Raw genomic sequence first — 23,775 nt, 5'->3', positions numbered from 1 at the left:
AGGGGTGTGTTTCTCTGGCAATCATCTCGCCCTTCCCCACCCCCGGGGCAGGGGAGAAATATTCGGGCGGGGCCTCGCCCCGGCCGGGACGGGGGGATCGAATCTGCAGCAGACCCGCCAATACAGCTGCGATTAGAATGACAGCGATTAGGATTCGCTTTATCCATATCCCATATCCCGGGCCGGTACGACGGCTTATTCGAATCGGTGTTCCATAATAATTGGGCTTCACGGTGTCCTCCCTATAATTATCATCAATTTATAAGCATCGTTTATTTATTCTATGTTAGGGTTAAATTACCTTTACAAAATGCCCAAATATGACAAAAGCCGACGATGTCGACATCGTCGGCTTCTTATGAATATAAAAATATTTCCAGGCGTCGACATCCATACGGGCAGGCGAACCGATGGAACTCTCCCTCAACGGCCCTGCCTATCGAATTAATAACGGCCGAAATATAACGCTCCGACTCCAAATCAACTTTATGGAAGACAGCCACTTCAGAACTTTTCCCTTAACAAAAGGAAATTTTCTGATACAATAATGAAAAACTATCAAGCGGGGGGAAATCATTCTATGCACTATAAAAGCACGAGAGGCCAAGTCGCTGGAATCGGCTTCATCGATGCCATCCTAATGGGTCTGGCTGACGACGGCGGCTTGCTTGTACCTGAACATATTCCGCAGGTGTCCGCCGAAACGCTGAAGAACTGGCAGTCTCTTAGCTATGCGGAACTTGCTACCGAAGTATTCTCGCTCTTCGTGAATGACGAAATACCACGCTCTGATCTGGAGAAGCTGGTTCAAGACAGCTACGGGACATTCCGCCATCCTGATGTAACGCCGGTCCGCAAGCTTCATGACGATCTTTATATTATGGAGCTGTTCCATGGACCTACCTTTGCCTTCAAGGACGTTGCTCTGCAATTTCTGGGCAATCTGTATTCCTACGTATCCCGCAAGACCGGATCGGTCATTCATATTCTTGGCGCCACATCAGGCGATACAGGAGCTTCAGCGATCGAAGGCGTTCGCGGCAAAGAGGGGATCCGCATCTGTATCCTGCATCCGCATCAGAAGGTAAGCAGGGTGCAAGAACTTCAAATGACAACGGTCGATAACGAGAATGTACTCAATCTGGCCGTCAATGGAACCTTCGACGATTGCCAGCGGATCATTAAGGAATTATTCGCAGACGTAGATTTCAAACATCAATATCATCTGCGTGCGATCAATTCCATCAACATCGCGCGTATACTCGCGCAGACCGTCTATTATTTCTATGCCTATCTGCAGCTCGCGCAGCAAGGCCTGACTGGCAAGCTGAATTTCAGCGTACCGACAGGCAATTTTGGCGACATCTTCGCCGGTTATTTGGCGCAGCGCATGGGCTTGCCCATCCATAAGCTCATCCTGGCAACAAATGAGAACAATATTCTGGAGCGCTTTGTGAATGAAGGGATCTACCAGCCGGGTGAATTCCGCGGTACTTATAGCCCTTCTATGGATATTCAGGTTGCCAGCAACTTTGAACGTTATCTGTTCTATCTGTACGGGGAGAACGCAGCAGAAGTAGCTTCATTGATGGAGCTGCTTAAAGCGGAGGGCAAAATTGTAATTCCTGAAGACAAGAAGACGGCCGTCAACGCAAAGTTCGCCGCACATGCTGTGGAAAACGACGAATGTCTTGCGGTCATCAGCAAATATTACGATGAGTACGACTATCTGCTTGATCCGCACACGGCCTGTGGAGTAGCAGCTTCTGACAAGCTTACATCGGCGGGCGAAGTGACGGTTACGCTGTCCACTGCGCACCCGGCCAAGTTCAATGAAGCTATTGCCCTATGCGAAATCAAGCAAACTTACCCTGAACCAATTGAGGCGCTCTTCTCCAAGCCGCAGCTTCAGACTATCGTGGAAGGGGCGAATGAAGCGGTTCGAGATAAGCTCGTTCTATTTTTCTAATTGCTACGTAGACCAAAATAAAAATGGCCAACCTCGCGAGAGGATGGCCGTTTTTATTTTTAAGCTCTAGCAAGCTTATTATTTATTTAGCTTCAACGTCCATTGATCCTTTTAAGCGCAGAATTCAGAGCATGAATGACATTATCACACCATGCATCAAACTCCGGATCCTCCACTTGATATTCCGGATGCGCCAGAATATGCTCTACTGTCCGTTTGATTCCCTGATCCAGACGTGTGGTGGCCACGAATTCCGGAACGAGCCGCTTCAGCTTGGAGTTGTCAAAGACCACAGAGTTAGCCTTGTCCCCCAATAATCCCCCACGGAAATCCTCGTCGCTGCTGGCATCAAGGAATTCCGACGAGACATGTACCGCATGCAGCTTGACCCCGAGGGCGTCAGCGATGATCTCGTAGATTTGATTCCAGGTGACCGTCTCATCGGAAGTAATATGAACGGCCTCCCCAATCGCGTGGATATTGCCCATCAATCCGATAAAGCCCTTGGCAAAATCGCTGTTATGTGTCATCGTCCACAGCGAGGTACCATCCCCATGAATAATCACCGGTTTGTTGTCCAGCATTCGCTTCGCTACTTGCCAGCTCCCCTTGCTTCCGTGGACGCCAAGCGGGATCGAACGCTCATCATACGTATGGCTTGGCCTTACCAGTGTAATCGGGAAGCCATGGTCCCGGTACTGCTTCATTAGATATTCCTCGCAAGCTATCTTATTCCGGGAATATTCCCAGTAGGGATTGGACAGCGGAGTCCCTTCCGTAATTCTATAATCCGATAACGGAGTCTGGTAGGCAGAAGCTGAGCTGATGAACATATACTGCTTGGTTTTATCTTTAAACAATCGATAATCCCGCTCAACATGCTCAGGATGAAATGCGATAAACTGTGCCACGACGTCAAATTGCATATCTTGAATCAATTCTGCAACCTTGGCCTCATCGTTAATATCGGCCTGGATGATTTTTGCTCCAGCTGGCATGGAATTGTTACGTGTTCCCCTATTCAATAGATAGAGCTCGCAATCCTTGTCCAATAACTGTCTGGTAATCTCCGAACTGATCGTCCCTGTTCCTCCGATAAATAGCGCTTTCATATTCCACCTCCATAAAAGTATAAACTCTCTCTTCCTGCCAATACATGGCATGGTATCTTTAACGATAGCACCAGTTCCCCGGGTTGACAATCCACAAAAAACTAAACGGTCGGCACCGCTAAATTAAATTGCCTAGCTGCCCGCTCCTACTCCTGCCCATGACTCTGTTATAATGTTCTACGAACGTATGTTATAAAAAAATAGATGGTGGTGCCGGCCTTGTTCAAGATCATGCTAATCGAAGACGATGCAAGTCTATTTAGTGAAATCAGAGACCGTTTATCACAATGGTCCTATGATATCCATGGGATCAGCGATTTCAGCAATGTGATGCAGGACTTCACGGCGGTGAAGCCAGATCTCGTCATTATCGATATCCAACTGCCCAAATTTGACGGCTTTCATTGGTGCCGGATGATCCGAGCTCATTCCAGTGTGCCGATTATCTTCTTGTCCTCACGCGATCACCCGACCGATATGGTGATGTCCATGCAGCTCGGCGCTGATGACTTCGTGCAGAAGCCGTTTCATTTTGACGTTCTGATCGCAAAAATTCAGGCCACGCTGCGGCGCGCCTATGACTATAATACGGAGGCAGTCTCGCTAAGAGCCTGGTGCGGAGCCACTGTCGATTATGAGAAAAATACCATAACCAATGAGCGAGGATGCATTGAATTAACCAAGAACGAGAACTTCATCCTCAAGCAGCTGCTGGAGCAGAAGAACAAGATTATAACTCGGGAAGAGCTGATCCGGAGTCTATGGAATGATGAACGTTTTATCAGTGACAACACCCTCACCGTAAATGTGAATCGCCTGCGCAAGAAGCTGGAGACGATCGATTTGGGTCGAATGATCGAGACCAAAGTTGGACAAGGGTATATCGCAATTGAAGAAGGGACTCCGCAATGATTAGAAAATTTCTGATAGAGCGCCGCAGCTGGATTCTTCTGTTCCTCTGCCTGCAGGTTCTGACCTTATTCATGGCTTATCTGGATGAGGATATTCCGATGGGCCCCCAGCTCTATATCTCCTTCATATCAGCGATCATCTTTGTCATCTTCCTGGCTGTTCGCTACTCAAGAGAGACACGATTCTACAGAAGCCTGGGAGAGTGGGATCCTCATCTTGATCTGACTGAATTGTCGCCAGGCAGCAGCCCATTCGAACAGATCGTACAGACTCATCTGTATGGCCAGACAGAGCGGCTTAGGCAGGAATCCGCCCTGAATCGCGGCATGCTGGAGGCGGAGAAGGATGAACTGCTATCCTGGATTCATGATGTAAAAACACCTCTGACTGCAATGCAGCTGATGATTGAGCGTCTGGATGATCAAGCTGTCCGAGAGCCGCTCACTTACGAATGGCTGCGCATCCACCTCCTGCTTGACCGTCAGCTGCATCAGAGGCGCATTCCTTTTATGGAGAATGACCTGTTCATTGAACAAGTGGAGCTAAAATCTTTGCTGTCCCAGGAAATTCGCACGCTCCTCCCCTGGTGTATGCGCCGCGGAATCGGATTCGATGTTGATCTGGAGATAAGCGAGGTGCTGTGCGATGCCAAATGGCTCGCCTTCATTATCAGACAACTCCTCACCAATGCCGTGAAATATAGTGAGAATGCAGATATCATCGTTACAAGCTACCTTCATGCGGAGCACCCGATTCTCGAAATTAAGGATCATGGACGGGGCATCGATCCCAAGGATCTGCCACGCATCTTCGATAAGGGCTTCACTTCAACTCTTATGCACAATGATCCGACGGCAACCGGCATGGGGCTTTACCTTGCCAGAAAAGCAGCCCAGCCGCTGCATATTCGAATCGAAGCTAGCTCACAGCCTGGTCAAGGTACTCATATGAAGCTGATCTTCCCGACCCGCAACGAGTTCGTGCGGATTAGGGGCATGTGACAACAATGTCACATGCCCCTATCTTTTGTTCGACGAATCGAAGGATCAGTGCAGGCACTCACCTTATAATGGAGCTACCAAGTGAAGGAGTGTGGGGTAATGAATATTCTCGAGGCAACTAAAATCCATAAAAGCTACGGCAACAAAATTAATAGACAAGAAGTGTTAAAGGGAATAGATATGGCGATTGGACAGGGGGAGTTCGTCAGTATCATGGGCGCCTCCGGCTCCGGCAAGACAACCTTGCTGAATGTGCTGTCCTCCATTGACAAGGTCAGCCAGGGCAGCGTCATTATTAATGACCAGGAGATGACCACGCTGCGAGAGAAGCAATTAGCGGAGTTTCGCAAGCAGCATCTCGGCTTTATTTTTCAGGATTACAATCTGCTTGATACGTTGACGGTGAAGGAGAACATCCTCTTACCACTATCGATCACTGGAGTCTCCAAAAAAGGGGCCAACGAAAAGTTCCAGTCACTAGCGAATGAACTGGGGATTTACGAGATCAAGGATAAGTATCCTAATGAAATCTCAGGCGGACAAAAGCAGCGGACGTCAGCTGCCCGGGCGTTCATCCATGAGCCGAGTGTTATTTTTGCGGATGAGCCAACCGGAGCCCTCGATTCCAAAGCGGCCTCCGATTTATTGAACAAGCTGAGTCAATTGAATCAGCAGCGCCAGGCCACTATTCTGATGGTCACCCACGACGCCGTTGCCGCCAGCTATTGCAGCAGAGTGATCTTCATCAAGGATGGGCGGATCTACACCCAGCTTCATCGCGGGAATGAGTCGAGGCAGGCCTTCTTCAAGGACATCATGAAGACCCAAGGGGTTCTGGGAGGGGTACAGGATGAACAAGCTGAGTATTAATTACATCATTGCCCGCAACTTCCGGAAAAACATTAAGAACTATTATTTATACGTCTTTGCACTCGTCTTCAGCGTTGCGCTCTATTTCGCCTTCGTCACCTTGCAGTTCGATCCATCGCTTGAAGAGATCAAGGGCAGCATCAAGGGGGAAGCAGCCATCAAGGCAGGCTCCATCCTGTTAATTGCTATCGTGACCATCTTCCTGCTCTATGCCAATAAATTGTTCATCAAGAGACGCAGTAAAGAGATCGGGCTTTACCAATTGACCGGCCTGACCAAGCAGAAGATCTTCCGTATTCTATCGGCCGAGAATTCCATCCTCTATTGCGGTTCTCTGGTGATCGGCATCTTTATCGGGTTCTCCTTCTCCAGGCTCGTGGCGATGGTCTTGTTCAAGATTACGAATGTAAAGACCTCTACCGCATTGCAGTTTTCTACGAACGCGCTTATTCAGACCGTCATTGTGTTTTTAATTATTTTCTTGCTTATTCTGCTGATGAATTATATATATATCCAACGGCAGAGCATCCTGTCCCTGTTCAGAGTACAATCCTCCACAGAGGAGACGGTGAAGCGCGTTACACTAAATGAGATGGTGGTCGGTCTGTTCGGGATCGCTTTGATTCTAACCGGGTACTACATCTCCACCAGATTGTTCTCCGGTCATTTCGACAGTGTCAGTCAGCTTACGCTGGCTATGATTACGATTTTGGGTTCAGTTATCCTCGGAACCTATTTGTTCTATCGGGGGTCCGTCCGCTTTATTTTCTATCTGATTCGCAGACAGAAAGGCGGATATTTGAACATCCGCGAGGTACTGTCCCTGTCTTCGATCATGTTCCGCATGAAGTCGAATGCAATCCTGCTTACTGTCATCACAACGGTATCAGCGCTAGCGATCGGTCTGCTGTCCCTCTCTTACATCTCTTACTACTCTGCTGAGAAGATGGCAAAGAGTGATTCTCCAGCCGATTTCTCCTTCGTCTATACCGAGAACGCGGAACAGTTCAAGCAAAGCTTGTCCAGTGAAGATATTGATTACAAGGAGACGCATATCGAAGTCATCCACAGTTTTGTGAATCTGAGTAAGATTATTCACGCCTCTATGGATAACATGATGATGAATCCACAAAAAATGAATATTGCCATTGTTAGCGCTAAAGAAGTAAAGGATATGCAGCTTGTCGATAATGAAGTCATACTGGCCGGATTCAACGATTTGCTTAAATCAATGTTCTCCTACAAAGGGGACGAAACCATTGAAATCTATGGGTTGAATACAACCATCCGCCAGGATTTGGTTGATCTGAAGCACGATACCGTGGTCTCTTGGCAGTTCACGCAGGGACGTATGCCGGTTGCCATCGTCTCGGACTCCACCTTCGCTCAGTTGAAGCAGGATCTGGACCCGGAGCTTCAGACCCAATATTCGACCTACATCGGCATCGATATAGTAAACCGCAATCAACTGGAAGCAGCGAACAGTATATTTCAAACCTTGCCCGAAGGGGATGGCCCATACCACAACGAATCCCAGCTTGATTCCGCCAATGAGCAAAAACAGATGATGGGGCTGATTATGTTCGTCGTTGGCTTCCTGGGCCTGACCTTCCTTATCACCTCCGGCTGCATTCTTTATTTCAAGCAGATGGACGAGGGTGAAGAAGAGAAGCCAAGCTTCACAATTCTGCGCAAGCTTGGCTTTACCCAAGGAAATCTATTAGGCGGAGTACAGATCAAGCAGCTGTTCAACTTCGGCATTCCGCTCATAATCGGCTTGTCACACAGCTACTTCGCCATTAAATCAGGCTGGTTCTTATTCGGAGCCGAGCTGTGGACGCCGATGTTTCTGGTCATGCTGCTTTACACCGCGCTCTACTCCATCTTCGGCATTCTATCTGTCCTTTATTATAAAAAAGTAATTCGCACAGCCCTGTAATCACAGGGCTTTTTCCTATTCGGCGCCAATAAGGATTTGAAGCCTGCTTACTCCTCCGGTTCGCCGGCGGCTTCCCAACACGAGATTTCCTCCCGCACCCGCGGAGCGACCTCAGTACCCAGCAGCTCAATCGCACGCATCACTTCTGCATGTGGCATCGTGCCAAGCGGTACATGCAGCATAAAACGGGTGATGCCTACCTTCTTGCGCAGATGAATAATTTTGCTGGCCACCGTGTCAGGATCACCTACATACAGGGCGCCTTCCGGACTTCGAGCCGCATCGTAGCTGGCTCGGGTATAATTCCCCCAGCCCCGCTCACGGCCGATCACATTCATGCTGGCCTGAGTAGGCAGGAAGAACTTCTCTACCGCATCATCCAGATGATCGGCAATAAAGCCATGCGAATGCGAAGCGACCGGCAGCTTCGACATATCATGGCCAGCCTGGGCCGCGGCTCTCTTGTACAGCTCCACTAACGGTGCGAACTGTACAGGTCGTCCGCCGATGATCGCCAGCACCAGTGGCAAACCCAGCAGTCCGGCACGGACGACGGATTCCGGGTTGCCGCCGCTGCCGATCCAGACCGGGAGCGGATGCTGCACCGGGCGCGGATACACGCCGAGATGACGGATCGCCGGGCGGTGCTTGCCTTCCCAGGTAATAAATTCGGATTCGCAAAGTTTCAGCAATAGCTCCAGCTTTTCATCGAACAACTCGTCATAATCATCCAGATCATATCCAAAAAGCGGGAAAGATTCGATAAAGGAGCCCCGCCCGGCCATGATCTCCGCACGTCCGTTGGAGATGCCATCCAGGGTCGCAAAGTCCTGAAATACGCGTACCGGATCATCTGAGGATAATACGGTAACGGCGCTGGTCAACCTGATTCGCTTCGTCTGCGCCGCGGCCGCCGCCAACACAAGCGTAGGCGAAGAGGCCGCGTAGTCCTTGCGGTGATGCTCCCCTACTCCATATACATCCAGCCCTACTTGATCGGCGAGCACGATTTCCTCCACAACCTCGCGCAACCTCTGCGCATGGCTCATCACTTCGCCAGTATGCACATCCGGCGACGTCTCAGCAAACGTACTTATTCCTATTTCCATCCTCAATCCCTCCGATTCTGAAGTCTATCTATTTCCAGCGGTTATAGCTTGTTCACCACACTTGCATCCGAATTGCAGAGCCTATGTAATCTTGTCTATATTGTGACGCTTCGGCGAAACTTTTACAAGCAATTAGGAGAAAAGCATTAAGCCCTCTCGAACTTCATTTCTGACCTAAGAACAGTGTACAATGGAGTGTGTACTTACTTTCAGTCATTAGAGAAAGGAAACATGGCAGCGATGGAATTGCATTCGAAGGAAAAATTGGACATGGACAGACTGCTCCGGCAAGCCAAGCGTGGTGAAGCCGAAGCTCAACTGGCTCTAGGTGAGGTATACCGGAATTTTAAAGACTATTGGCGTGCTATTTATTGGTTAAAGAAGGCCGCGAAACAAGGGTCGGCTGAGGCCGGATTAGCCGTTGCCGATATTTATCGTTCCCAGAACAAGCACAAGAAGGCGGAGAAATGGTACAGTCTGGCTGAACAATTGGGCTTGGACGCCACTGAGCCGGGAGATCACGATCAATATGATTATGACGAGAATTCAAGTGTGCATGACTCGTCCGGCGATGGGCCGGAATCATTTGAGGACTGTGAGGTCGCCGCGGCCGAAGGTGATGTGGAAGCGATGTATCGCCTCGGAACTTATTATGAAGATCAGAATAACACCCAGATGGCTGTCCATTGGTACGACCTGGCCGTCGTAGAAGGGCATATCCAGGCCGCATTTAATCTGGCCCTGATCTACTCCAAGGCAGGACAGAGGAAATACGCCCTGGAGCTATTCAAGCTGGCCGCTGAAGAAGGGCATGATCAATCCCAATACCGGCTATCGCTGCTGCTGACTGCCGAAGGGGAGAGGGATGAAGCCAAGAAATGGTGCGAGATGGCGGCCAGACAAGGTCTGATCAGCGCACAGTTCCAGATGGCCGCCCTGCTGGAAGAAGAACAGTATTTCGATCAAGCGATTGAATGGTATATAGCAGCCGCTAGCCAGGGGGACATCGACTCCCAATATAATCTTGCCAATTTGCTAGCCTATAAGGGCGACCGTGAGGAGGCCATGAGATGGTATCAAGCAGCGGCAGAGCAAGGCGATGCCATGGCCCAGCATAACTACGCGATCCTGCTGCATCAGGAAGGGCGGATTGAGGAAGCATTAACGATGTACAAGGCGGCGGCCAGACAAGGCCTGGACGTCAGCCAGCAAGTGCTGCAGCGAATTGAAGAAACCTGGTAGGAATTTTTCCTGGTAATGGATAGACGGCTTTGCGATGTAGGAGACATCGCATAGGCCGTCTTTTTACATAGAGGTATCCCGTTTAATTATGCTCAATGACCCACTGCCCGAAAATATTGTTGTACCCGCTCCAGCTTCTGTTCCTGCCTTCCCTTCGCGCTCTCCATATTTCCAAATTCAAAAAATTTGACGTTGCGAATCCCGACATACTGGAGCAAAGCCTTGCGCATTAACACCTTATGCGCATTGTTCAACCAGAACAGCGGATATGACGTTGGTCCTTTCATGACCGAGATACAGACGGCCGATTTCCCCTTCAGCAGCCCTTCCGGAAGCAAGCCGCCTTTGTCCCGATAAGCAAATCCGGAGGCAAACATCCTATCGATATACCCAAGCAGCATCGCCGGGGGACGTCCCCACCAAATCGGATAGATAAAAATAATTTTATCTGCCCAGATCAGTTGCTGCCGATATGTCTCAAGGCTTGGCTCCTTGTGCATATCCCTCCGGCGCTGCTGTTCGTTGAAAACAAGCACAGGATCGAAGCCTTCCTCATATAAATCAAGCACCTTAATCTCATCGATCTCTTTGTTCTCTTGGCAGCCCGCGATCGTTCTCTGCAGAAATGCATGGCTAAGGCTTTGATGGTTCGGATGTGTATACACGATTAATACGTTCATCCTTCCCCCTCCTTTACTTATCATTTGATAACAATATCATACTCACCCAATATTTAGTTGTCAAATGATAATTGTTATTTGATAATTAGTTTGTTATCTTGTGAGGGAGGTGATTCTGTTGGACAAAGCTCTGCTGTTCCAAAAATTCGTAAAGTTTACGACGTCCGTACATCAACTGACCCATGAGATTACAATGGGCGTCAGAGAGGATATAATCACTCCCCTGCAATACAGTATTTTGGAATACGTTGCCGTGACCGGGCTTGTCACTCCAAGTCAAATCAGCGATTGTCTATATATTTCTCTGCCGAACACGAGCCGCGAGATCAAAAAGCTGACTCAGAAGGGGCTATGTGAGAAATATACAGCTCCCGAGGATCGGCGCATGCAGTACATCCGCCTTACCGATCAAGGAGAGGTGATGATGAACAAGGCGTTTGCTACCATTGAGGCTCGCTTCTGGGAACGGGCCGGACATATGTCCACGGAGGAGCTGGCCGAGATCGAACAGGCTATTGAACTGCTGGAATCCAAGGTATTCCATGAGAGTTAGCTGCTCTAAGCAGTGCGGTAGCAAACCCCAAGCTCATATTCATATACACCACGAAGAACCCCTATCCGGATTTGATAGGGGCCCTTATTTTTATACTTTAGAAGTTATAACCAACTCTCAACGGAAGCATCGATCAGCTTCTTCTGATCTTTTCCACGATATTCCCATAGGTCGCCGGATTCCTTGCTGTCGTTGTAGTCCGTGAGGATAATATTCTAAGCCTCCTCTCGCCTGCAATGCTATATAATCATCATAAACACACACCGTTCTTCCAGGGAGGGGATATTTACAAAATGATCAGATTGACACTTAAAGGCATCATCTGGATTCTGCTTGCTCTCATCGCGATAATTGCCGTCTTCCTCATCTATATCACTGCATCTGACTATAAACCGGCAGCCGAGATCAAGCTGACGGCAGACCGCAATCCCGAAGCCAGACTTGAGCAGGGCCAGCCTTTCTCTGTTACGACGTTTAACATCGGTTATGCCGGACTGGATCAAGGGCAGGACTTCTTCATGGATGGAGGCAGCATGTCCCGCTCCAGCAGTCGTAAGCAGACAGAGACCAATCTCCAGGCGATCACGCATTTCCTCGAAAATGCGGGCTCCAGCTTCTACCTGCTGCAGGAAGTAGATGTTGATTCCTCAAGGAGCAACCATATCCATGAGGTGAAGCAGATCAGCGATATGCTTCCGAGCTATAGCTATACTTTTGCCTACAACTACAAAGCACCATGGGTCCCCGTCCCTATTGCTAAACCAATGGGCGCAGTACAGAGCGGCCTGTTGACCTTATCCTCCTTCCACAGCACAAGCCAGACCCGCTTTGATCTGCCTGGCAAGGAGAGCTGGCCGGTGCAATTATTTGAGCTGGATCGCGCCTTCGTAGAGAGCAGATTACCGGTAGACCAAGGCAAGGAACTGATCCTGGTTAATCTGCATCTGTCGGCGTTTGATAAGGGCGGCAAAATCCGCAAGCAGCAGCTTGAGTTCCTGGAGCAATATATCCAGCGGGAAATGGAAAATGATAACTATCTGATCATCGGCGGTGATTGGAATCATGCTCTTCCGGGCACGGATCCGGCTATTTTCGAGACACAGCAGGCATGGCCTGAATGGTTGCAGCCCTTCCCGGACAGCTTCGGACCCAGTGATTTCAAATGGGCCGTGGATCCGGATACCCCCAGCGTACGAACCCTGGATACCGCGTATCACGAGGGGGTCAATTTCCTGGCCGTTATCGATGGCTTCCTCGTGTCCCCCAATGTCGAGGTTGTAAGGGTCACCGGACATGATCTAGGCTTCAGCAACAGCGATCACAATCCGGTAACAGGGCAATTTATTCTGAAATAACGATCGAATTCCAAGAAGCTCTGTCGCTACAGGACAGGGCTTCTTCCCTTCCCAGCGATTCCTGTTAAATTTGATTAAAGAACGATAATGGACCTTCCCTAAATACTTTGTGACCAAAAAGCGGGCTTTCCGGAACACCTCTTATTATGAAAATGAAAGGGGTTTCTCTTTTCAGAACAGGTCATGTATATTAAATTAGGATACTATCGAAGGGGAGTGTCGCTGTTTGAACAAGCTACATGGATGGAATACACTGCGCAACCAGATCTTCATCGGGTTTATGCTCGTGATGGTCATCGTCCTGACTGCTATTGGAGTCTTTACCTATAATCAGGTCTCCGTCCTGTTGCGTGCAAGCGCTGAGCGGCATATAAAACAGACCGCCGTTCAGACGACTGGCAAACTGGATGCTTTGTTCCAGCAGATCGATTCCTTAATGATGCAGGTCTCTACCAACAGCTTGGTACAGAAGAAGCTCGCGCAGGAAATGGACGGGCAGATGGTAAGCTTCACTGAACGTCAATTGCTCCAGGAAGAAGTGCGCAGCTATGAAGCCTATGCAACCGGAATCCGTTCTCTGGAGCTGTATACCTCGGATTACCGCAGATTGCTGCCGCTGGATGATGTCCAGCTCAATGATCGGGTTACGAAGCCTTGGATTCAGCTAGCCGACAAAGAGAAAGGCAGGCTGGTATGGCTCGGACTGGACCCTTTGGATCCGAATACGGTCATTGCGATTCGCAGCGTTCGATTAATAGATCGTTCCTATATGCATGCCGGGTATTTGATGCTGCGCATCGACCGCAATTATTTCGAGCTCACCGGAACCGCCGCGGGGGACACCGGAGGCGATAGCCGTGAAATGATGTTATTGTTCGATGGCGCCGGCCAAGAGATTATTGCTGATTCACCGCTAAGCCTGAACAAAGATATATTGCCCGATATGGATCGTGATTCGGTCACGATGGATGGCGAGACGTTCATTGAAGTCAGACATCAGTCGGAGCTGAGCGGCTGGACACTGGTCATCCTAACCCCGGCCAGATATACAACCGAAGGCATATCGGTCCTGCGGACGGCGATTTTCGTGTCTATTGCCGTCGGCGGGTTCCTGTTCTTGATCTGCTCTTTTATTCTCTCAACGATGATTACCAGACCGATCCTGAATTTGATCCGTACGATGCGCGGAGCTCGCTTCGGCACCCTGCAGCGCAATCCGGACAAGTCATCGACGATGGAGCTTATGGAGCTGAATCATACGTATAACCAGATGGTGGACTCGATGAACGAGATGATTCAGGTCGTCTATCAGAAGGAGATCATTCAGAGCCGCACCGAACTGAAGGCGCTGCAGGCCCAGATCAACCCGCACTTTCTCTTCAACACGCTGGAGGCCTTCTTCTGGGCGCTGGATGAGAAGGGCGAGGATGAGCTGGCCGACAACGTCCTGGCCATGTCGGGATTGTTCCGTTATGTCATCAATCGTTCCGATGATGTCGAATGGGTAACCATCGGGGACGAGGTAGATCATGCGGAGCTATATTTTAAAATTATGGAAATGAGACTCATCGATCGGCTGGAATGGAAAATTGACATTGAGGAAGCCTTCCGCCATATCCCTATTCCGAAGCTGATGATCCAGCCCCTGGTTGAGAATGCCATTATGCATGGCGTTGAGAAGAGCAACGAACCGGGGACGGTGGTCCTGTCGATCCAGGCTTCAGACCGCGAGGGCTACACGAGAGTTACTGTCTCTGATAGCGGTCCAGGGATGGGTGAAGATAAACTTAATGAGTTGTACCACACCTTGCAAACGGATGAAATGCAGCATTCCGGCAAACAGGGCATCGGCTTGATTAATGTCGAGCGCAGACTTCGTCTATACTATGATTCCAAAGCGTCCGGGTTAACGATAGAAAGCCAGCTTGGACAAGGAACCTCAATCATGTTCGAAATTCCCAATGAATTTCAAGGAGGACTAAACACATGAAGACGATTCTTATCGTTGATGATGAACCACGAACAAGACAAGGAATCAAAAGGACTCTGGAGGCCTGGTCTCCCGGGCACTATCAGTTCGAGACCTTCGCCAGCGCTCAGGAAGCGATGAACTGGCTGGAATCCAATGAAGCCATTTTGCTTATTACAGATATTCGTATGCCTGAAATTAACGGACTCCGGCTAATCGAGGAGATCAATGAGAAGCACCCCGCTCTCTTCGTCATCGTCATCTCAGGGTACTCTGAGTTTGAATATGCCAGAACGGCTCTGCAATATGGCGTCATCGATTATTTATTGAAGCCTATCGACAAGAATAAATTGACGCACGCCGTTGAAGTGGCATTGGAACGGAGCGACCAGAAGCAGAGGATCGAGCGCATGGAGAAAATCGTCGATACCCGGCTAATGAGCACCTCGGACGGAAATAATCAATACAGCGAGCCGGTAAGGGAAGCTATCAACTATATCGAGGCCCATCTGGAGGAACCGGTCTCCTTGCGCGAGCTGGCAGAGGTATCGCACATGAACGCCAATTACTTCAGCGTGCTGTTCAAAGAGCATACCGGACTGACCTTCAGCGACTATCTGACCAGGCGTAGAGTTCAGCGGGCCAAGGAACTCATCGTAGGCACAACCTTGTCCGTGAACGAAATCTCCGAGCGCGTCGGTTATCAGACTGCCAAATACTTCATCAAGGTCTTCAGAAAGCTTGAGGGCATGAGCCCCGGACAGTACAGACAACAAATGAATGAGAGCAACAACTGATAAAAGTGGTATTAGTCCTAATCTCAGTTACCTTACATGTCTTTCACTCTAGCGATACAATTTAATTATTAAAGCGTTTACAGAAAGCGCTTGATAATTTCTTTTAGAAAAGGGGACTTTCAGCATGAAGAAAAAGGCATGGTCAGTACTCTTGCTCACGATTTGCATGGCAGTCATCGTCTCGGCTTGCGGTGGCGGCGGCAAGAATAATCAAGCGAACGGTTCGAAAGGAAATGATACCGCTTCCGGCGGCGAGAAAGTGACCGTTAAGCTGATGCACTTGTGGCCTGAAGGCGTATCCGCTGGTCAGAACAAAATTGTGAACCAGATTATTAAAGAATACCAAGATGAGAACCCGAATGTCGCAATCAAGCAGGAAGTACTGGACAACGAACAATATAAAAATAAACTAAAAGTTCTATCCGCTTCCAATGAGCTTCCTGATGTCGGTGTAACTTGGGCAGCAGGCTTCATGCAGCCTTATGTAGAAGGCAATCTGTTCACTCCGCTTGATGACTTGTTGAACGGTGAACTGAAAGACAAATTCGTAGCCGGCACCACTGAGGCTTATGCTGTTAATGGCAAGACTTATGCACTCCCGATCGAATTCAACATCGCACCGATCTATTACAATAAAGACCTTTTTGAAAAGAATGGTCTCAGCGTGCCAACAACCTATGATGAATTTAAGAATGTTGTGAAAACGCTGTCTGATAAAGGCATCGCTCCTATCGCTCTTGGCAATAAAGACCGTTGGACAGGCTCTCTCTGGTACATGTACCTGGCAGACCGCATCGCTGGACAGAAGACGCTCGCTGACACGATTAGCGGCTCCGCTTCATTCACCGACCCAGGTCTGGTTCAAGCAGCAAATGAAATTCAATGGCTCGTTGACAATAACGCATTTATCAAGGGCTTTAACGGCCAATCCAATGAAGAAGCAAAATCGGAATTTTTGAATGAAAAGGCAGCAATGTACCTGATGGGCTCCTGGGATATTCCAAACTTCACAACAAACGAAGAAATTCCGAAGGAATTCCGTGATAAGGTTGGATTCTTCAAATTCCCGACAGTCGAAGGCGGCAAAGGCGATATTAACAGCTGGGTAGGCGGCCCTGGAGTAGGCCTGTTCGTAGCCGAGAACTCCAAAGTGAAAGACGAAGCGAAGAAATTCGTAGAATACTTCGTAACAAAATGGGGCGAGCAATCCGTTACTGACGCCGGTGTCATCCCGGCAACCAAGGTTGATGCAGAGAACATGGATTTGCCGCAGCTCTATAAGGATTTGTTCGCAGAAATGAACCAAGCAAGCAGCGTTACTCTATTCGCAGACGTTCAAATGCCAGCCAAGGCGGCTGAAACACATTTGAACTTGATTCAGGCATTGTTCGGCAAGGCTATCACTCCTCAGGAATTCGCAGCTGAGCACGATAAAGCGCTCGCTAAATAATTACCGGGATTATAGGCCAGGAGGACTTATCCATTGGAATGCTAAGGGATAGGTCCTCTCCTCCAATGATTGAAAGGAATGGAGCTGAACGATTATGGATAAAGTGCTATCCAACAAGAAAATGATTGCTCTTTACGTTCTCCCCTCATTATTGCTTATCTTAACGATTGTCTATATTCCGATTATTCTTACCGGTTTTTACGGTCTGCATGAATGGAATGGCATTGGCAGTATGAAATTTATTGGGCTGGAGAATTACGCGAATTTAATGAAGGACGGGAAGTTTTGGGATAGCGCATGGCACTCCTTGCTGTTGGCCCTGTTCTCAGGTCTGAGTCTCGTCATCTATTTAATAATTTCCATGGTATTGGCCGCCCGAATCAAGGGGGCCAACGCATTTCGTAAAATTTATCTTATTCCTATGCTGTTATCTTCCGTAGCCATCGCTCAGCTGTGGCTCAGAATTTACAATCCGTCCAACGGTATTTTGAACAGTGTCTTACAATCCATTGGAGTTGATAATCCTCCCGCTTGGCTGGCAGAGCCATCATTGGTATTGTTCGCTCTCTTCATTCCCATCCTGTGGCAATATGCGGGTTTTTATATTTTGATTTACTATGCTGCACTTAAGAATATTCCGACGACCTTGGATGAAGCAGCACGAATTGACGGCGCCACTTCCTGGCAGATTGCCTGGAAGATCAAGCTCCCGCTAATTATGGAGACGGTGAAGGTAACGATCGTACTTGCCGTTGTCGGCTCACTGAAGTATTTCGATCTGATCTTCGTGATGACGGACGGCGGCCCGAACGGGTCCAGTGAAGTTATGGCTTCATATATGTATCACACCGCATTCAGGGCATATGACTTCGGATATGGTAGTGCGACTGCCTTCTCCCTGCTTGTCATCTGTCTTATAGTCACCTGGATCATTCGCTGGTTAACCAGATCGAAGGATACCATTCAATATTCATAAGAGGGAGGCGTAAATGATGACCGGAAACATAGAGCTTCAATCGACTAATAACCATGGCACATGGCGTTGGCTGGGACGTATCGGCTATGCGATCATGTACATCGTCTTAATTCTCGTCGCTGTCTTTCAGTTATTCCCGCTCGTCTGGCTGATGTTCTTCTCGCTCAAGAACAATCAGGAAGTATTTAACCTCCCTCCGCTCTCTTTGCCAATGCATCCGCGCTGGGAGAATTATTCGAAGGTATGGAATGCCGGGAATATTGATGTATATTTCCTGAATAGCTTATGGGTTACTGTTGTAGCGACCGTCCTTACTGTGGTCTTGGGCAGTCTCGTAACTTATGCAATTACGCGAATGAAATGGAAGGGCAGCTCCTTCGTGCTTGGCTTGTTCATGGTTGCGATGATGATCCCTGTCCATTCAACACTGATTCCGCTGTTCAATTTCTTCAATAAAGTAGGATTGACGGACCATCCCTTATCATTGGTCCTCTCTTATGTCGCATTTAATATGCCGATTACGATCATGATTCTGCTCGGATTCTATTATTCGCTGCCGCGCGAGGTAGAGGAGGCAGCAGTCATTGACGGCTGCTCCGTCAACCGGATGTTCTTCCGGATCGTACTGCCAATGACCGGTTCTGTTATTGCCACGACAGCGATTATTAATATGATCTACAACTGGAACGAATTCATATTCGTAAATACGTTCATCAGCTCGGATTCCTATAAGACACTAACCGTCGGCGTTCAGAATTTCATTGGACAATATACGACGGATTGGGGCGCTATCGGGGCAACGCTGATGATCAGCATCCTTCCGATCTTGATCATGTTCCTGTTCCTGAGCGACCGGATCGTAGAAGGCATGGCTGCCGGATCGGTGAAAGGCTAATATAGACTATCCCCCATATCATATATCATTCAGGGTGAGCATCTCCGAATCGGATGCTTACCCTGATTTATTTTGCAGGTTGAGATTTGAATTTTGGATTATATTAATCTCCCTGCCGGAATATAATTTCTTATCTTTCACGTTCGGTAAAAGTTCTATATTACAGGGAGGGAAGCTGTATGAAACGCAGCTGGATCAATTCACCGTACACCTTTGCGCTGGGCATGTTTGCCATGATGGTCCCGAGTCAGGCCTTCAGTTCCTTCTATAGTTATTTCTATGTGGAGAAGCTGGGTCTGGGCATCGGACTGGCTACGCTAGCAAGAACGATCTTCCTGATCTGGGATGCGGTGAATAATCCGTTATTCGGATATTGGTCAGATCGCACGAATACCCGCTACGGAAGGCGTCGTCCCTGGGTGTTTGGCACGATTCCGTTGTTCATGCTGTTCTTCATCATGGTCTTCTCCCCTCCCGGCGGTTTAACGCAAAATACACTCTTCATCTGGTTCCTGACCGCGCTTATTCTGTTCGAGGCCGCGGCTACGGTGCTATGGGTGAACTATGGAGCCTTGTTCCCCGAGCTGTTCCGCGGCGATCGGCTGCGGGCCAAGGCTTCAGCGATTCAGCAAGGCTATCAAGTGGTAGCGCTGCTGATCGCTTCCGCATTAACTCCAATTATTTATTCTGCACTTAACTTTCCGAGCATGGCCCTGATCTATGCCCTTGTCTTTGGCGTATTTATGTTCCTCTGTATGATGTATGTTCGAGAGCGGCCTGAAACCTCGCAAGAACAACCGCTAAAGCTGGTCAAGGCCTTCAAAATAACATTAAGCAATAGAAAATTCTGGGTATTCAATATATCCAATTCCTTCGCACAAACGGTCAATGGCCTGATCAGCTCGATGATCCCCTTCTATGCCAAATACGTCCTGAGAATACCTGAAGCTCAAGTCTCAATCCTGCTGGCCTCCGTATTCGTCTCGGTCATTCCCCTCGTCTTCGTATGGTATTGGATAATCCGCAGAATGGATGGGGTCAAGGCATGGAGATTTTCCTTAATTATATACGCCTTGTCTGTCATTCCACTCTGGTTTGGCACTGATTTAGTCAGCGGCATCATTGCCGGTGTCATCGTTGGTTTCGGCTTGGCGGGGTTCCTTGTTACTCCTGCGATAGTCAGCGGAAGAATTATTGATGAAGATGCAGAGAAGACGGGGTTACGCAGAGAAGGCATCTATACTGCGGTTGCCGGATTCATTACACGCTCAAGCGGCCTGATCTCGGCGTTAGCCTTCTTGATCGTTGGCCTTATATTTGGCTATGAGAGCGGCGATAATCCCGGCCCTGATCCTGGAATGACCTTCCGCTACCTCATTAGCGTCGTTCCCCTCTGCCTGCTCATCGTATCTGTCCTGATCTCCTACTCTGCCAAATTCATATTCAAGGATGATCCATCATCCGAATAAACCGCGTTATACCCAATAAAGACCGGTGGGGCTTTCGAAGCTCTACCGGTCTTTATTAATATAATGTACATATTAAATGATATAAGGCACAGCCTCCATTGCATCTGCTTTGGCTACAGCGTCTTCCAGGCTCATTCCTGTAAAGCTCTGTGCCGGCAAATACCTCCCGCTCTGCCTCGTCTCCAGGAACGCGCCAACGACGATGCCTGGAATAACACTCTCAACAGAATTAGGAGCCTGTTGACCTCCCAGATCGGTACGGCACCAGCCTGGATCATTTAAGCTAATGACGACATTTGTACCCTCTAAGCGAGATGCCAGGTCTTTCGTATACTTGTCCAGCGCTGCTTTGCTGGCTGCATAGCCCGCTTGCTCCGGCTCGTTCTTAATCCCGCTGGTCGTATTAATGACCCGTCCGAACCCGCGTTCAATCATCTTAGGAATAAGTCGATTGCAGATCATTACAGGCGAGATGAAATTAATGCGGAAGCTTCCTTCGAAATCTTCAACGGGTGTATTCCAATAATCCTTGCGGTAAGCAATCTGGACTGCGGCATTATTAAAAATAATATCCACTTGCGTCCCCCTGGCCTCAATCTCATCAAGCATGGCCATCGTCTCATCGGTATTGATCAGCTCGGCTGCAACCGCATAAGCCTCTACGCCCAACGCCTTCACTTCCTTGAGAACGTTAGTCGTATGCTCCAGACTACGGCTGTGCAGTATCAGATTGCAGCCCTGCCTGGCCATGTAAATTGCGGTTTGATAGCCAATACCTCTGCTTGCTCCAGTAACCAAGGCCCATCTTCCTCTTACATCAATCATAAGCTTAATAACCCTCCTTATTCCCAATCGGAAAACGTTTTCCGTTTATGCCGCCAACAGCGATAATCTCAGCAAGCGCGGCATATTTGCAGTAATTATCCACATTGTACCATAGGAAGTTTTGTTTGTATCCCGGCTTTTTAAGACTCATATAACGATTTGGCCTCAATTTGATAAGATAGTAATAGCCTTAAGAAAAGTTAAGTGATTCTTAAGAAATTAGCCCGAATGGAAATGTTATAGTTTTTTTAGAGCATCCTAATACATATATACTATATTTAGCCAGGAGGATCTTCATGTCTGCTAGAGGTACCATATTACTTGTTGATGATGAGAAAGAAATTATTAAACTGATGGACATATATCTTAAGAATGAGGGATATCACCTATTAAAAGCATCCGACGGCCAGGAAGCGCTTGATATTCTGGAACGCCATCAGGTGGATCTGATCGTCCTGGATGTGATGATGCCGCATATGGACGGGATTGAAGCCTGTATGAAAATCCGCGAGAATCGGAACATGCCCATCATCATGTTATCAGCGAAGGGTCAGGATATGGATAAAATCGCGGGGCTCAGCATTGGGGCCGATGATTATGTTACGAAGCCATTTAACCCGCTTGAGCTAATGGCCCGAATCAAATCACAGCTACGACGCTACCATCAATTCAGCGGTCCGAATCTGAACCAATCGGATGAGAACGAAATTGAAATCGATGAGCTGATTATTAATATTTCTACGCATCAAGTTACTGTAGAGGGACAAGAAATACAATTAACGCCACGGGAATTTGCTATTCTGAAATTGCTGGCCGTTAATCAGGGAATCGTACTGAGTATGGAGAAGATTTATCAAGAGGTGTGGAATGAACCATTCATGGAATCGAAAAATACAGTCATGGTTCATATCCGCAGAATTCGTGAGAAAATTGAGAAGGATACCCAGAATCCTAAATACATTAAGACCGTCTGGGGAATCGGTTATAAGATGGAACGACTCTAAATTCCCAGAGAAGGAGAATCATCATGAACTTGAATTGGGTCAATACGGTGCGGTGGAAATTCTTAGCGATCGTACTGGCCAGCTTAGGGTTAACGGCCATTCTGTTATATCTCGGTTACCAGCTTGGCATGTATCTGGTCACGGTCCCGCCGTTCACCAACTATCTGAACTTCATCGTCGTTAACTATGGCTCACATATGGTGATGAGTATAGTGGGTCCTATCCTATTCATTATTCTGTATTATTTATTAACGCGGACCACCATTCGCCGTCTGGAGAATGTCAACAATAGCCTGCAGCAAATGGCCGCGGGGAATTTCGATCAAGAGCTCCACACCTCATCGCACGATGAGATTGGACGAATTGCCCATACGATGAATGATCTGGCTCAGCAATTACGTACTAATCTGGACAAAATTTCTTCCGGGTTAGGGCAGGTAGCGAACGGCCAATTGGACCATCGCCTTCATCTGGAGGATGATCCGTCGAACGAATGGATGAAAGTGGCGGATAGCATTAATAGAATGGCGGAGCAGCTTGACCACTCGATTCAAGAAGAGCGAAATGCCGAGAAGACTAAAAACGATCTTATTACAGGTGTCTCCCATGATCTTCGCACGCCGCTGACTTTGATCCTCGGCTTCCTGGGGGTCATTGAGAATGATCGTTATCACGATGAGGTAGAACTACGCCATTATGTCAACATTGCCTATGAGAAATCACTCACCCTGAAGAAGCTGGTCGATGAGTTATTCGAATATACCCGTATTAACAACGGCATGCCTCTGCATGTGGAGGAGCTGGACATGGTCGCGTTCCTTCAACAGCTCGCGGAAGAATTCGTACCAAGTCTTAAAAAGGCCGATATGGCCTGCCGAATCTCAACAGAGCTAAGCTCCCTTATGATCGAAGGAGACGGGGACCTGCTTGCTCGCGGATTTGAGAACCTGATCTCTAATGCCATCCGATATGGCCGCAAAGGGAAATACGTCGATATCGATATTAGCCGCTCCGAGAGATACGCGCTAATCAAAGTGATCAACTACGGGGAACCGATACCGCAAAGCGACCTGCAATTTATTTTTGAACGCTTCTATCGGGGCGACCGTTCCAGATCGTCGGGAGGAACAGGCCTCGGCCTCGCTATTGTGAAGAGCATTATGGAAGTGCATGGAGGCACTATTTCAGCCAATAGCGATCGCTCACAGACAGAATTTGTGACCAGGCTTCCTTTGCGGTTATCCAAAACCACTAGCTAAATTTGCCTTAAGAAGTTGTTCAATAAGTAAGCTTTGGGTTACAAAGTGTATCGGAAAAAGAACTCGGCAGCGAATCTTGAATTCAGTCGGACCTTCCGGTGTTCAATTATAAAGGGTGTACGCTTCTCCCCACAGTCCCTAGCCTCATCCAACCTTCTTGGTGCTGAAAACCGAACTTTTTGAACGCGCACTTTCACCTGATCAGACCGATTTTTTATGCTCACCGAATCTGTGAGTATAGGATCGGTTTTTTTTACGCCGCTTTTTCCTGGATATTGTTAAGAAATTTTTAAGATTTTAGATAGGTAGTTATTAAGAATTCGTTTATGGGCCAATAAGAACTCTTCTATATGCTTGTTATACCGCAAGTCGGACTGGAATATAGAGAG

Annotated in this window: 22 protein-coding genes; 16 read left to right on the top strand and 6 right to left on the bottom strand. The window is 48.3% G+C overall.

Going from position 1 to position 23,775, the window contains the following annotated elements; translation table 11 throughout:
• Positions 1-232: hypothetical protein (locus BN1360_RS04770; RefSeq protein ID WP_420707874.1), on the bottom strand; the 232-nt coding region annotated here is incomplete at its 3' end.
• A gap of 348 nt (positions 233-580) precedes the next feature.
• Here BN1360_RS04770 and thrC point away from each other — a divergent pair.
• Positions 581-1,969 carry a threonine synthase gene (gene thrC, locus BN1360_RS04765; RefSeq protein WP_068778739.1) on the top strand — a complete coding sequence of 463 codons (1,389 nt, stop codon included), beginning with the start codon at positions 581-583 and terminating at the stop codon, positions 1,967-1,969.
• A gap of 92 nt (positions 1,970-2,061) precedes the next feature.
• On the opposite strand, the gene BN1360_RS04760 is transcribed toward thrC, so the two are convergent.
• Complete coding sequence (locus BN1360_RS04760; protein ID WP_068778738.1) at positions 2,062-3,081, bottom strand: SDR family oxidoreductase; 1,020 nt, start codon at positions 3,079-3,081, stop codon at positions 2,062-2,064.
• A gap of 219 nt (positions 3,082-3,300) precedes the next feature.
• On the opposite strand from BN1360_RS04760, the gene BN1360_RS04755 reads away from it, so the two are divergent.
• The 4 genes from BN1360_RS04755 (at position 3,301) to BN1360_RS04740 (ending at position 7,803) form a co-directional block, all read left to right on the top strand.
• On the top strand, positions 3,301-3,993 hold the full coding sequence (locus BN1360_RS04755; RefSeq protein ID WP_068778737.1) for a response regulator transcription factor: 693 nt from the start codon (positions 3,301-3,303) through the stop codon (positions 3,991-3,993).
• Entirely contained in the window at positions 3,990-4,994 is a 1,005-nt protein-coding gene (locus BN1360_RS04750) for a sensor histidine kinase (RefSeq protein ID WP_068778736.1), read from the top strand. Before BN1360_RS04755 ends, BN1360_RS04750 begins: the two co-directional genes overlap by 4 nt.
• A 99-nt stretch (positions 4,995-5,093) precedes the next feature.
• Entirely contained in the window at positions 5,094-5,864 is a 771-nt protein-coding gene (locus BN1360_RS04745) for an ABC transporter ATP-binding protein (protein WP_068778735.1), read from the top strand.
• Positions 5,854-7,803 (top strand): ABC transporter permease, encoded by a 1,950-nt coding sequence (locus BN1360_RS04740; protein ID WP_068778752.1) that lies wholly within the window; start codon positions 5,854-5,856, stop codon positions 7,801-7,803. Before BN1360_RS04745 ends, BN1360_RS04740 begins: the two co-directional genes overlap by 11 nt.
• A 47-nt stretch (positions 7,804-7,850) precedes the next feature.
• Here the strand turns inward: BN1360_RS04740 and BN1360_RS04735 are convergent, their stop codons facing one another.
• Positions 7,851-8,912 (bottom strand): LLM class flavin-dependent oxidoreductase, encoded by a 1,062-nt coding sequence (locus BN1360_RS04735; protein ID WP_068778734.1) that lies wholly within the window; start codon positions 8,910-8,912, stop codon positions 7,851-7,853.
• A 231-nt stretch (positions 8,913-9,143) separates the two neighbouring features.
• Here BN1360_RS04735 and BN1360_RS04730 point away from each other — a divergent pair, with 231 nt between their 5' ends.
• A complete protein-coding gene (locus tag BN1360_RS04730) occupies positions 9,144-10,154 on the top strand; it encodes a tetratricopeptide repeat protein (protein WP_068778733.1) in 1,011 nt (336 codons plus the stop codon).
• 92 nt (positions 10,155-10,246) lie between these two features.
• On the opposite strand, the gene BN1360_RS04725 is transcribed toward BN1360_RS04730, so the two are convergent.
• The gene (locus BN1360_RS04725; protein WP_068778732.1) at positions 10,247-10,834 is read right to left on the bottom strand and encodes an NAD(P)H-dependent oxidoreductase; all 588 of its coding nucleotides are present in this window, start codon (positions 10,832-10,834) and stop codon (positions 10,247-10,249) included.
• Between the two features lie 109 nt (positions 10,835-10,943).
• Here BN1360_RS04725 and BN1360_RS04720 point away from each other — a divergent pair, with 109 nt between their 5' ends.
• The 8 genes from BN1360_RS04720 (at position 10,944) to BN1360_RS04685 (ending at position 20,298) form a co-directional block, all read left to right on the top strand.
• A complete protein-coding gene (locus BN1360_RS04720; RefSeq protein ID WP_324254243.1) occupies positions 10,944-11,387 on the top strand; it encodes a MarR family winged helix-turn-helix transcriptional regulator in 444 nt (147 codons plus the stop codon).
• A 293-nt stretch (positions 11,388-11,680) separates the two neighbouring features.
• Positions 11,681-12,742 (top strand): endonuclease/exonuclease/phosphatase family protein, encoded by a 1,062-nt coding sequence (locus BN1360_RS04715; protein WP_068778730.1) that lies wholly within the window; start codon positions 11,681-11,683, stop codon positions 12,740-12,742.
• 226 nt (positions 12,743-12,968) lie between these two features.
• Positions 12,969-14,732 carry a cache domain-containing sensor histidine kinase gene (locus BN1360_RS04710; protein ID WP_068778729.1) on the top strand — a complete coding sequence of 588 codons (1,764 nt, stop codon included), beginning with the start codon at positions 12,969-12,971 and terminating at the stop codon, positions 14,730-14,732.
• Positions 14,729-15,508, top strand: a complete 780-nt coding sequence (locus BN1360_RS04705; protein WP_068778728.1) for a response regulator — start codon at positions 14,729-14,731, stop codon at positions 15,506-15,508. Before BN1360_RS04710 ends, BN1360_RS04705 begins: the two co-directional genes overlap by 4 nt.
• 124 nt (positions 15,509-15,632) lie before the next feature.
• Positions 15,633-16,958: an extracellular solute-binding protein gene (locus tag BN1360_RS04700; RefSeq protein ID WP_068778727.1), complete on the top strand. Its 1,326-nt coding sequence runs from the start codon at positions 15,633-15,635 to the stop codon at positions 16,956-16,958.
• A gap of 94 nt (positions 16,959-17,052) precedes the next feature.
• Positions 17,053-17,934, top strand: coding sequence for a carbohydrate ABC transporter permease (locus BN1360_RS04695; RefSeq protein WP_068778726.1), 882 nt, complete (start codon positions 17,053-17,055; stop codon positions 17,932-17,934).
• 16 nt (positions 17,935-17,950) lie between these two features.
• On the top strand, positions 17,951-18,829 hold the full coding sequence (locus tag BN1360_RS04690; RefSeq protein WP_420707881.1) for a carbohydrate ABC transporter permease: 879 nt from the start codon (positions 17,951-17,953) through the stop codon (positions 18,827-18,829).
• A gap of 179 nt (positions 18,830-19,008) precedes the next feature.
• A complete protein-coding gene (locus BN1360_RS04685) occupies positions 19,009-20,298 on the top strand; it encodes an MFS transporter (RefSeq protein ID WP_068778724.1) in 1,290 nt (429 codons plus the stop codon).
• 72 nt (positions 20,299-20,370) lie between these two features.
• On the opposite strand, the gene BN1360_RS04680 is transcribed toward BN1360_RS04685, so the two are convergent.
• On the bottom strand, positions 20,371-21,123 hold the full coding sequence (locus tag BN1360_RS04680; protein ID WP_068778723.1) for an SDR family NAD(P)-dependent oxidoreductase: 753 nt from the start codon (positions 21,121-21,123) through the stop codon (positions 20,371-20,373).
• A gap of 4 nt (positions 21,124-21,127) precedes the next feature.
• Entirely contained in the window at positions 21,128-21,274 is a 147-nt protein-coding gene (locus tag BN1360_RS04675) for a hypothetical protein (RefSeq protein ID WP_157259337.1), read from the bottom strand.
• 145 nt (positions 21,275-21,419) lie between these two features.
• Between BN1360_RS04675 and BN1360_RS04670 the strand changes: the two genes are divergently transcribed.
• Positions 21,420-22,127 carry a response regulator transcription factor gene (locus BN1360_RS04670; RefSeq protein WP_068778722.1) on the top strand — a complete coding sequence of 236 codons (708 nt, stop codon included), beginning with the start codon at positions 21,420-21,422 and terminating at the stop codon, positions 22,125-22,127.
• Positions 22,128-22,150: 23 nt separating this feature from the next.
• Positions 22,151-23,386 carry a sensor histidine kinase gene (locus BN1360_RS04665; protein ID WP_068778721.1) on the top strand — a complete coding sequence of 412 codons (1,236 nt, stop codon included), beginning with the start codon at positions 22,151-22,153 and terminating at the stop codon, positions 23,384-23,386.
• Positions 23,387-23,775: the final 389 nt, after the last annotated feature.

The organism is Paenibacillus sp. GM2 (genome assembly GCF_900069005.2).
Classification (GTDB): Bacteria; Bacillota; Bacilli; order Paenibacillales; family Paenibacillaceae; genus Fontibacillus.
This window is presented reverse-complemented; position numbering and strand designations above follow the sequence as displayed.

Excerpts from the sequence above, each read along its gene's own strand:
- thrC (WP_068778739.1), top strand. The coding sequence starts at position 581 with ATGCACTATAAAAGCACGAGAGGCCAAGTCGCTGGAATCGGCTTCATC.
- BN1360_RS04730 (WP_068778733.1), top strand. The coding sequence starts at position 9,144 with ATGGCAGCGATGGAATTGCATTCGAAGGAAAAATTGGACATGGACAGA.
- BN1360_RS04760 (WP_068778738.1), bottom strand. The coding sequence starts at position 3,081 with ATGAAAGCGCTATTTATCGGAGGAACAGGGACGATCAGTTCGGAGATT.
- BN1360_RS04705 (WP_068778728.1), top strand. The coding sequence starts at position 14,729 with ATGAAGACGATTCTTATCGTTGATGATGAACCACGAACAAGACAAGGA.
- BN1360_RS04690 (WP_420707881.1), top strand. The coding sequence starts at position 17,951 with ATGACCGGAAACATAGAGCTTCAATCGACTAATAACCATGGCACATGG.
- BN1360_RS04675 (WP_157259337.1), bottom strand. The coding sequence starts at position 21,274 with ATGAGTCTTAAAAAGCCGGGATACAAACAAAACTTCCTATGGTACAAT.
- BN1360_RS04715 (WP_068778730.1), top strand. The coding sequence starts at position 11,681 with ATGATCAGATTGACACTTAAAGGCATCATCTGGATTCTGCTTGCTCTC.
- BN1360_RS04725 (WP_068778732.1), bottom strand. The coding sequence starts at position 10,834 with ATGAACGTATTAATCGTGTATACACATCCGAACCATCAAAGCCTTAGC.
- BN1360_RS04665 (WP_068778721.1), top strand. The coding sequence starts at position 22,151 with ATGAACTTGAATTGGGTCAATACGGTGCGGTGGAAATTCTTAGCGATC.
- BN1360_RS04735 (WP_068778734.1), bottom strand. The coding sequence starts at position 8,912 with ATGGAAATAGGAATAAGTACGTTTGCTGAGACGTCGCCGGATGTGCAT.
- BN1360_RS04750 (WP_068778736.1), top strand. The coding sequence starts at position 3,990 with ATGATTAGAAAATTTCTGATAGAGCGCCGCAGCTGGATTCTTCTGTTC.
- BN1360_RS04670 (WP_068778722.1), top strand. The coding sequence starts at position 21,420 with ATGTCTGCTAGAGGTACCATATTACTTGTTGATGATGAGAAAGAAATT.
- BN1360_RS04680 (WP_068778723.1), bottom strand. The coding sequence starts at position 21,123 with ATGATTGATGTAAGAGGAAGATGGGCCTTGGTTACTGGAGCAAGCAGA.
- BN1360_RS04700 (WP_068778727.1), top strand. The coding sequence starts at position 15,633 with ATGAAGAAAAAGGCATGGTCAGTACTCTTGCTCACGATTTGCATGGCA.
- BN1360_RS04695 (WP_068778726.1), top strand. The coding sequence starts at position 17,053 with ATGGATAAAGTGCTATCCAACAAGAAAATGATTGCTCTTTACGTTCTC.
- BN1360_RS04685 (WP_068778724.1), top strand. The coding sequence starts at position 19,009 with ATGAAACGCAGCTGGATCAATTCACCGTACACCTTTGCGCTGGGCATG.
- BN1360_RS04745 (WP_068778735.1), top strand. The coding sequence starts at position 5,094 with ATGAATATTCTCGAGGCAACTAAAATCCATAAAAGCTACGGCAACAAA.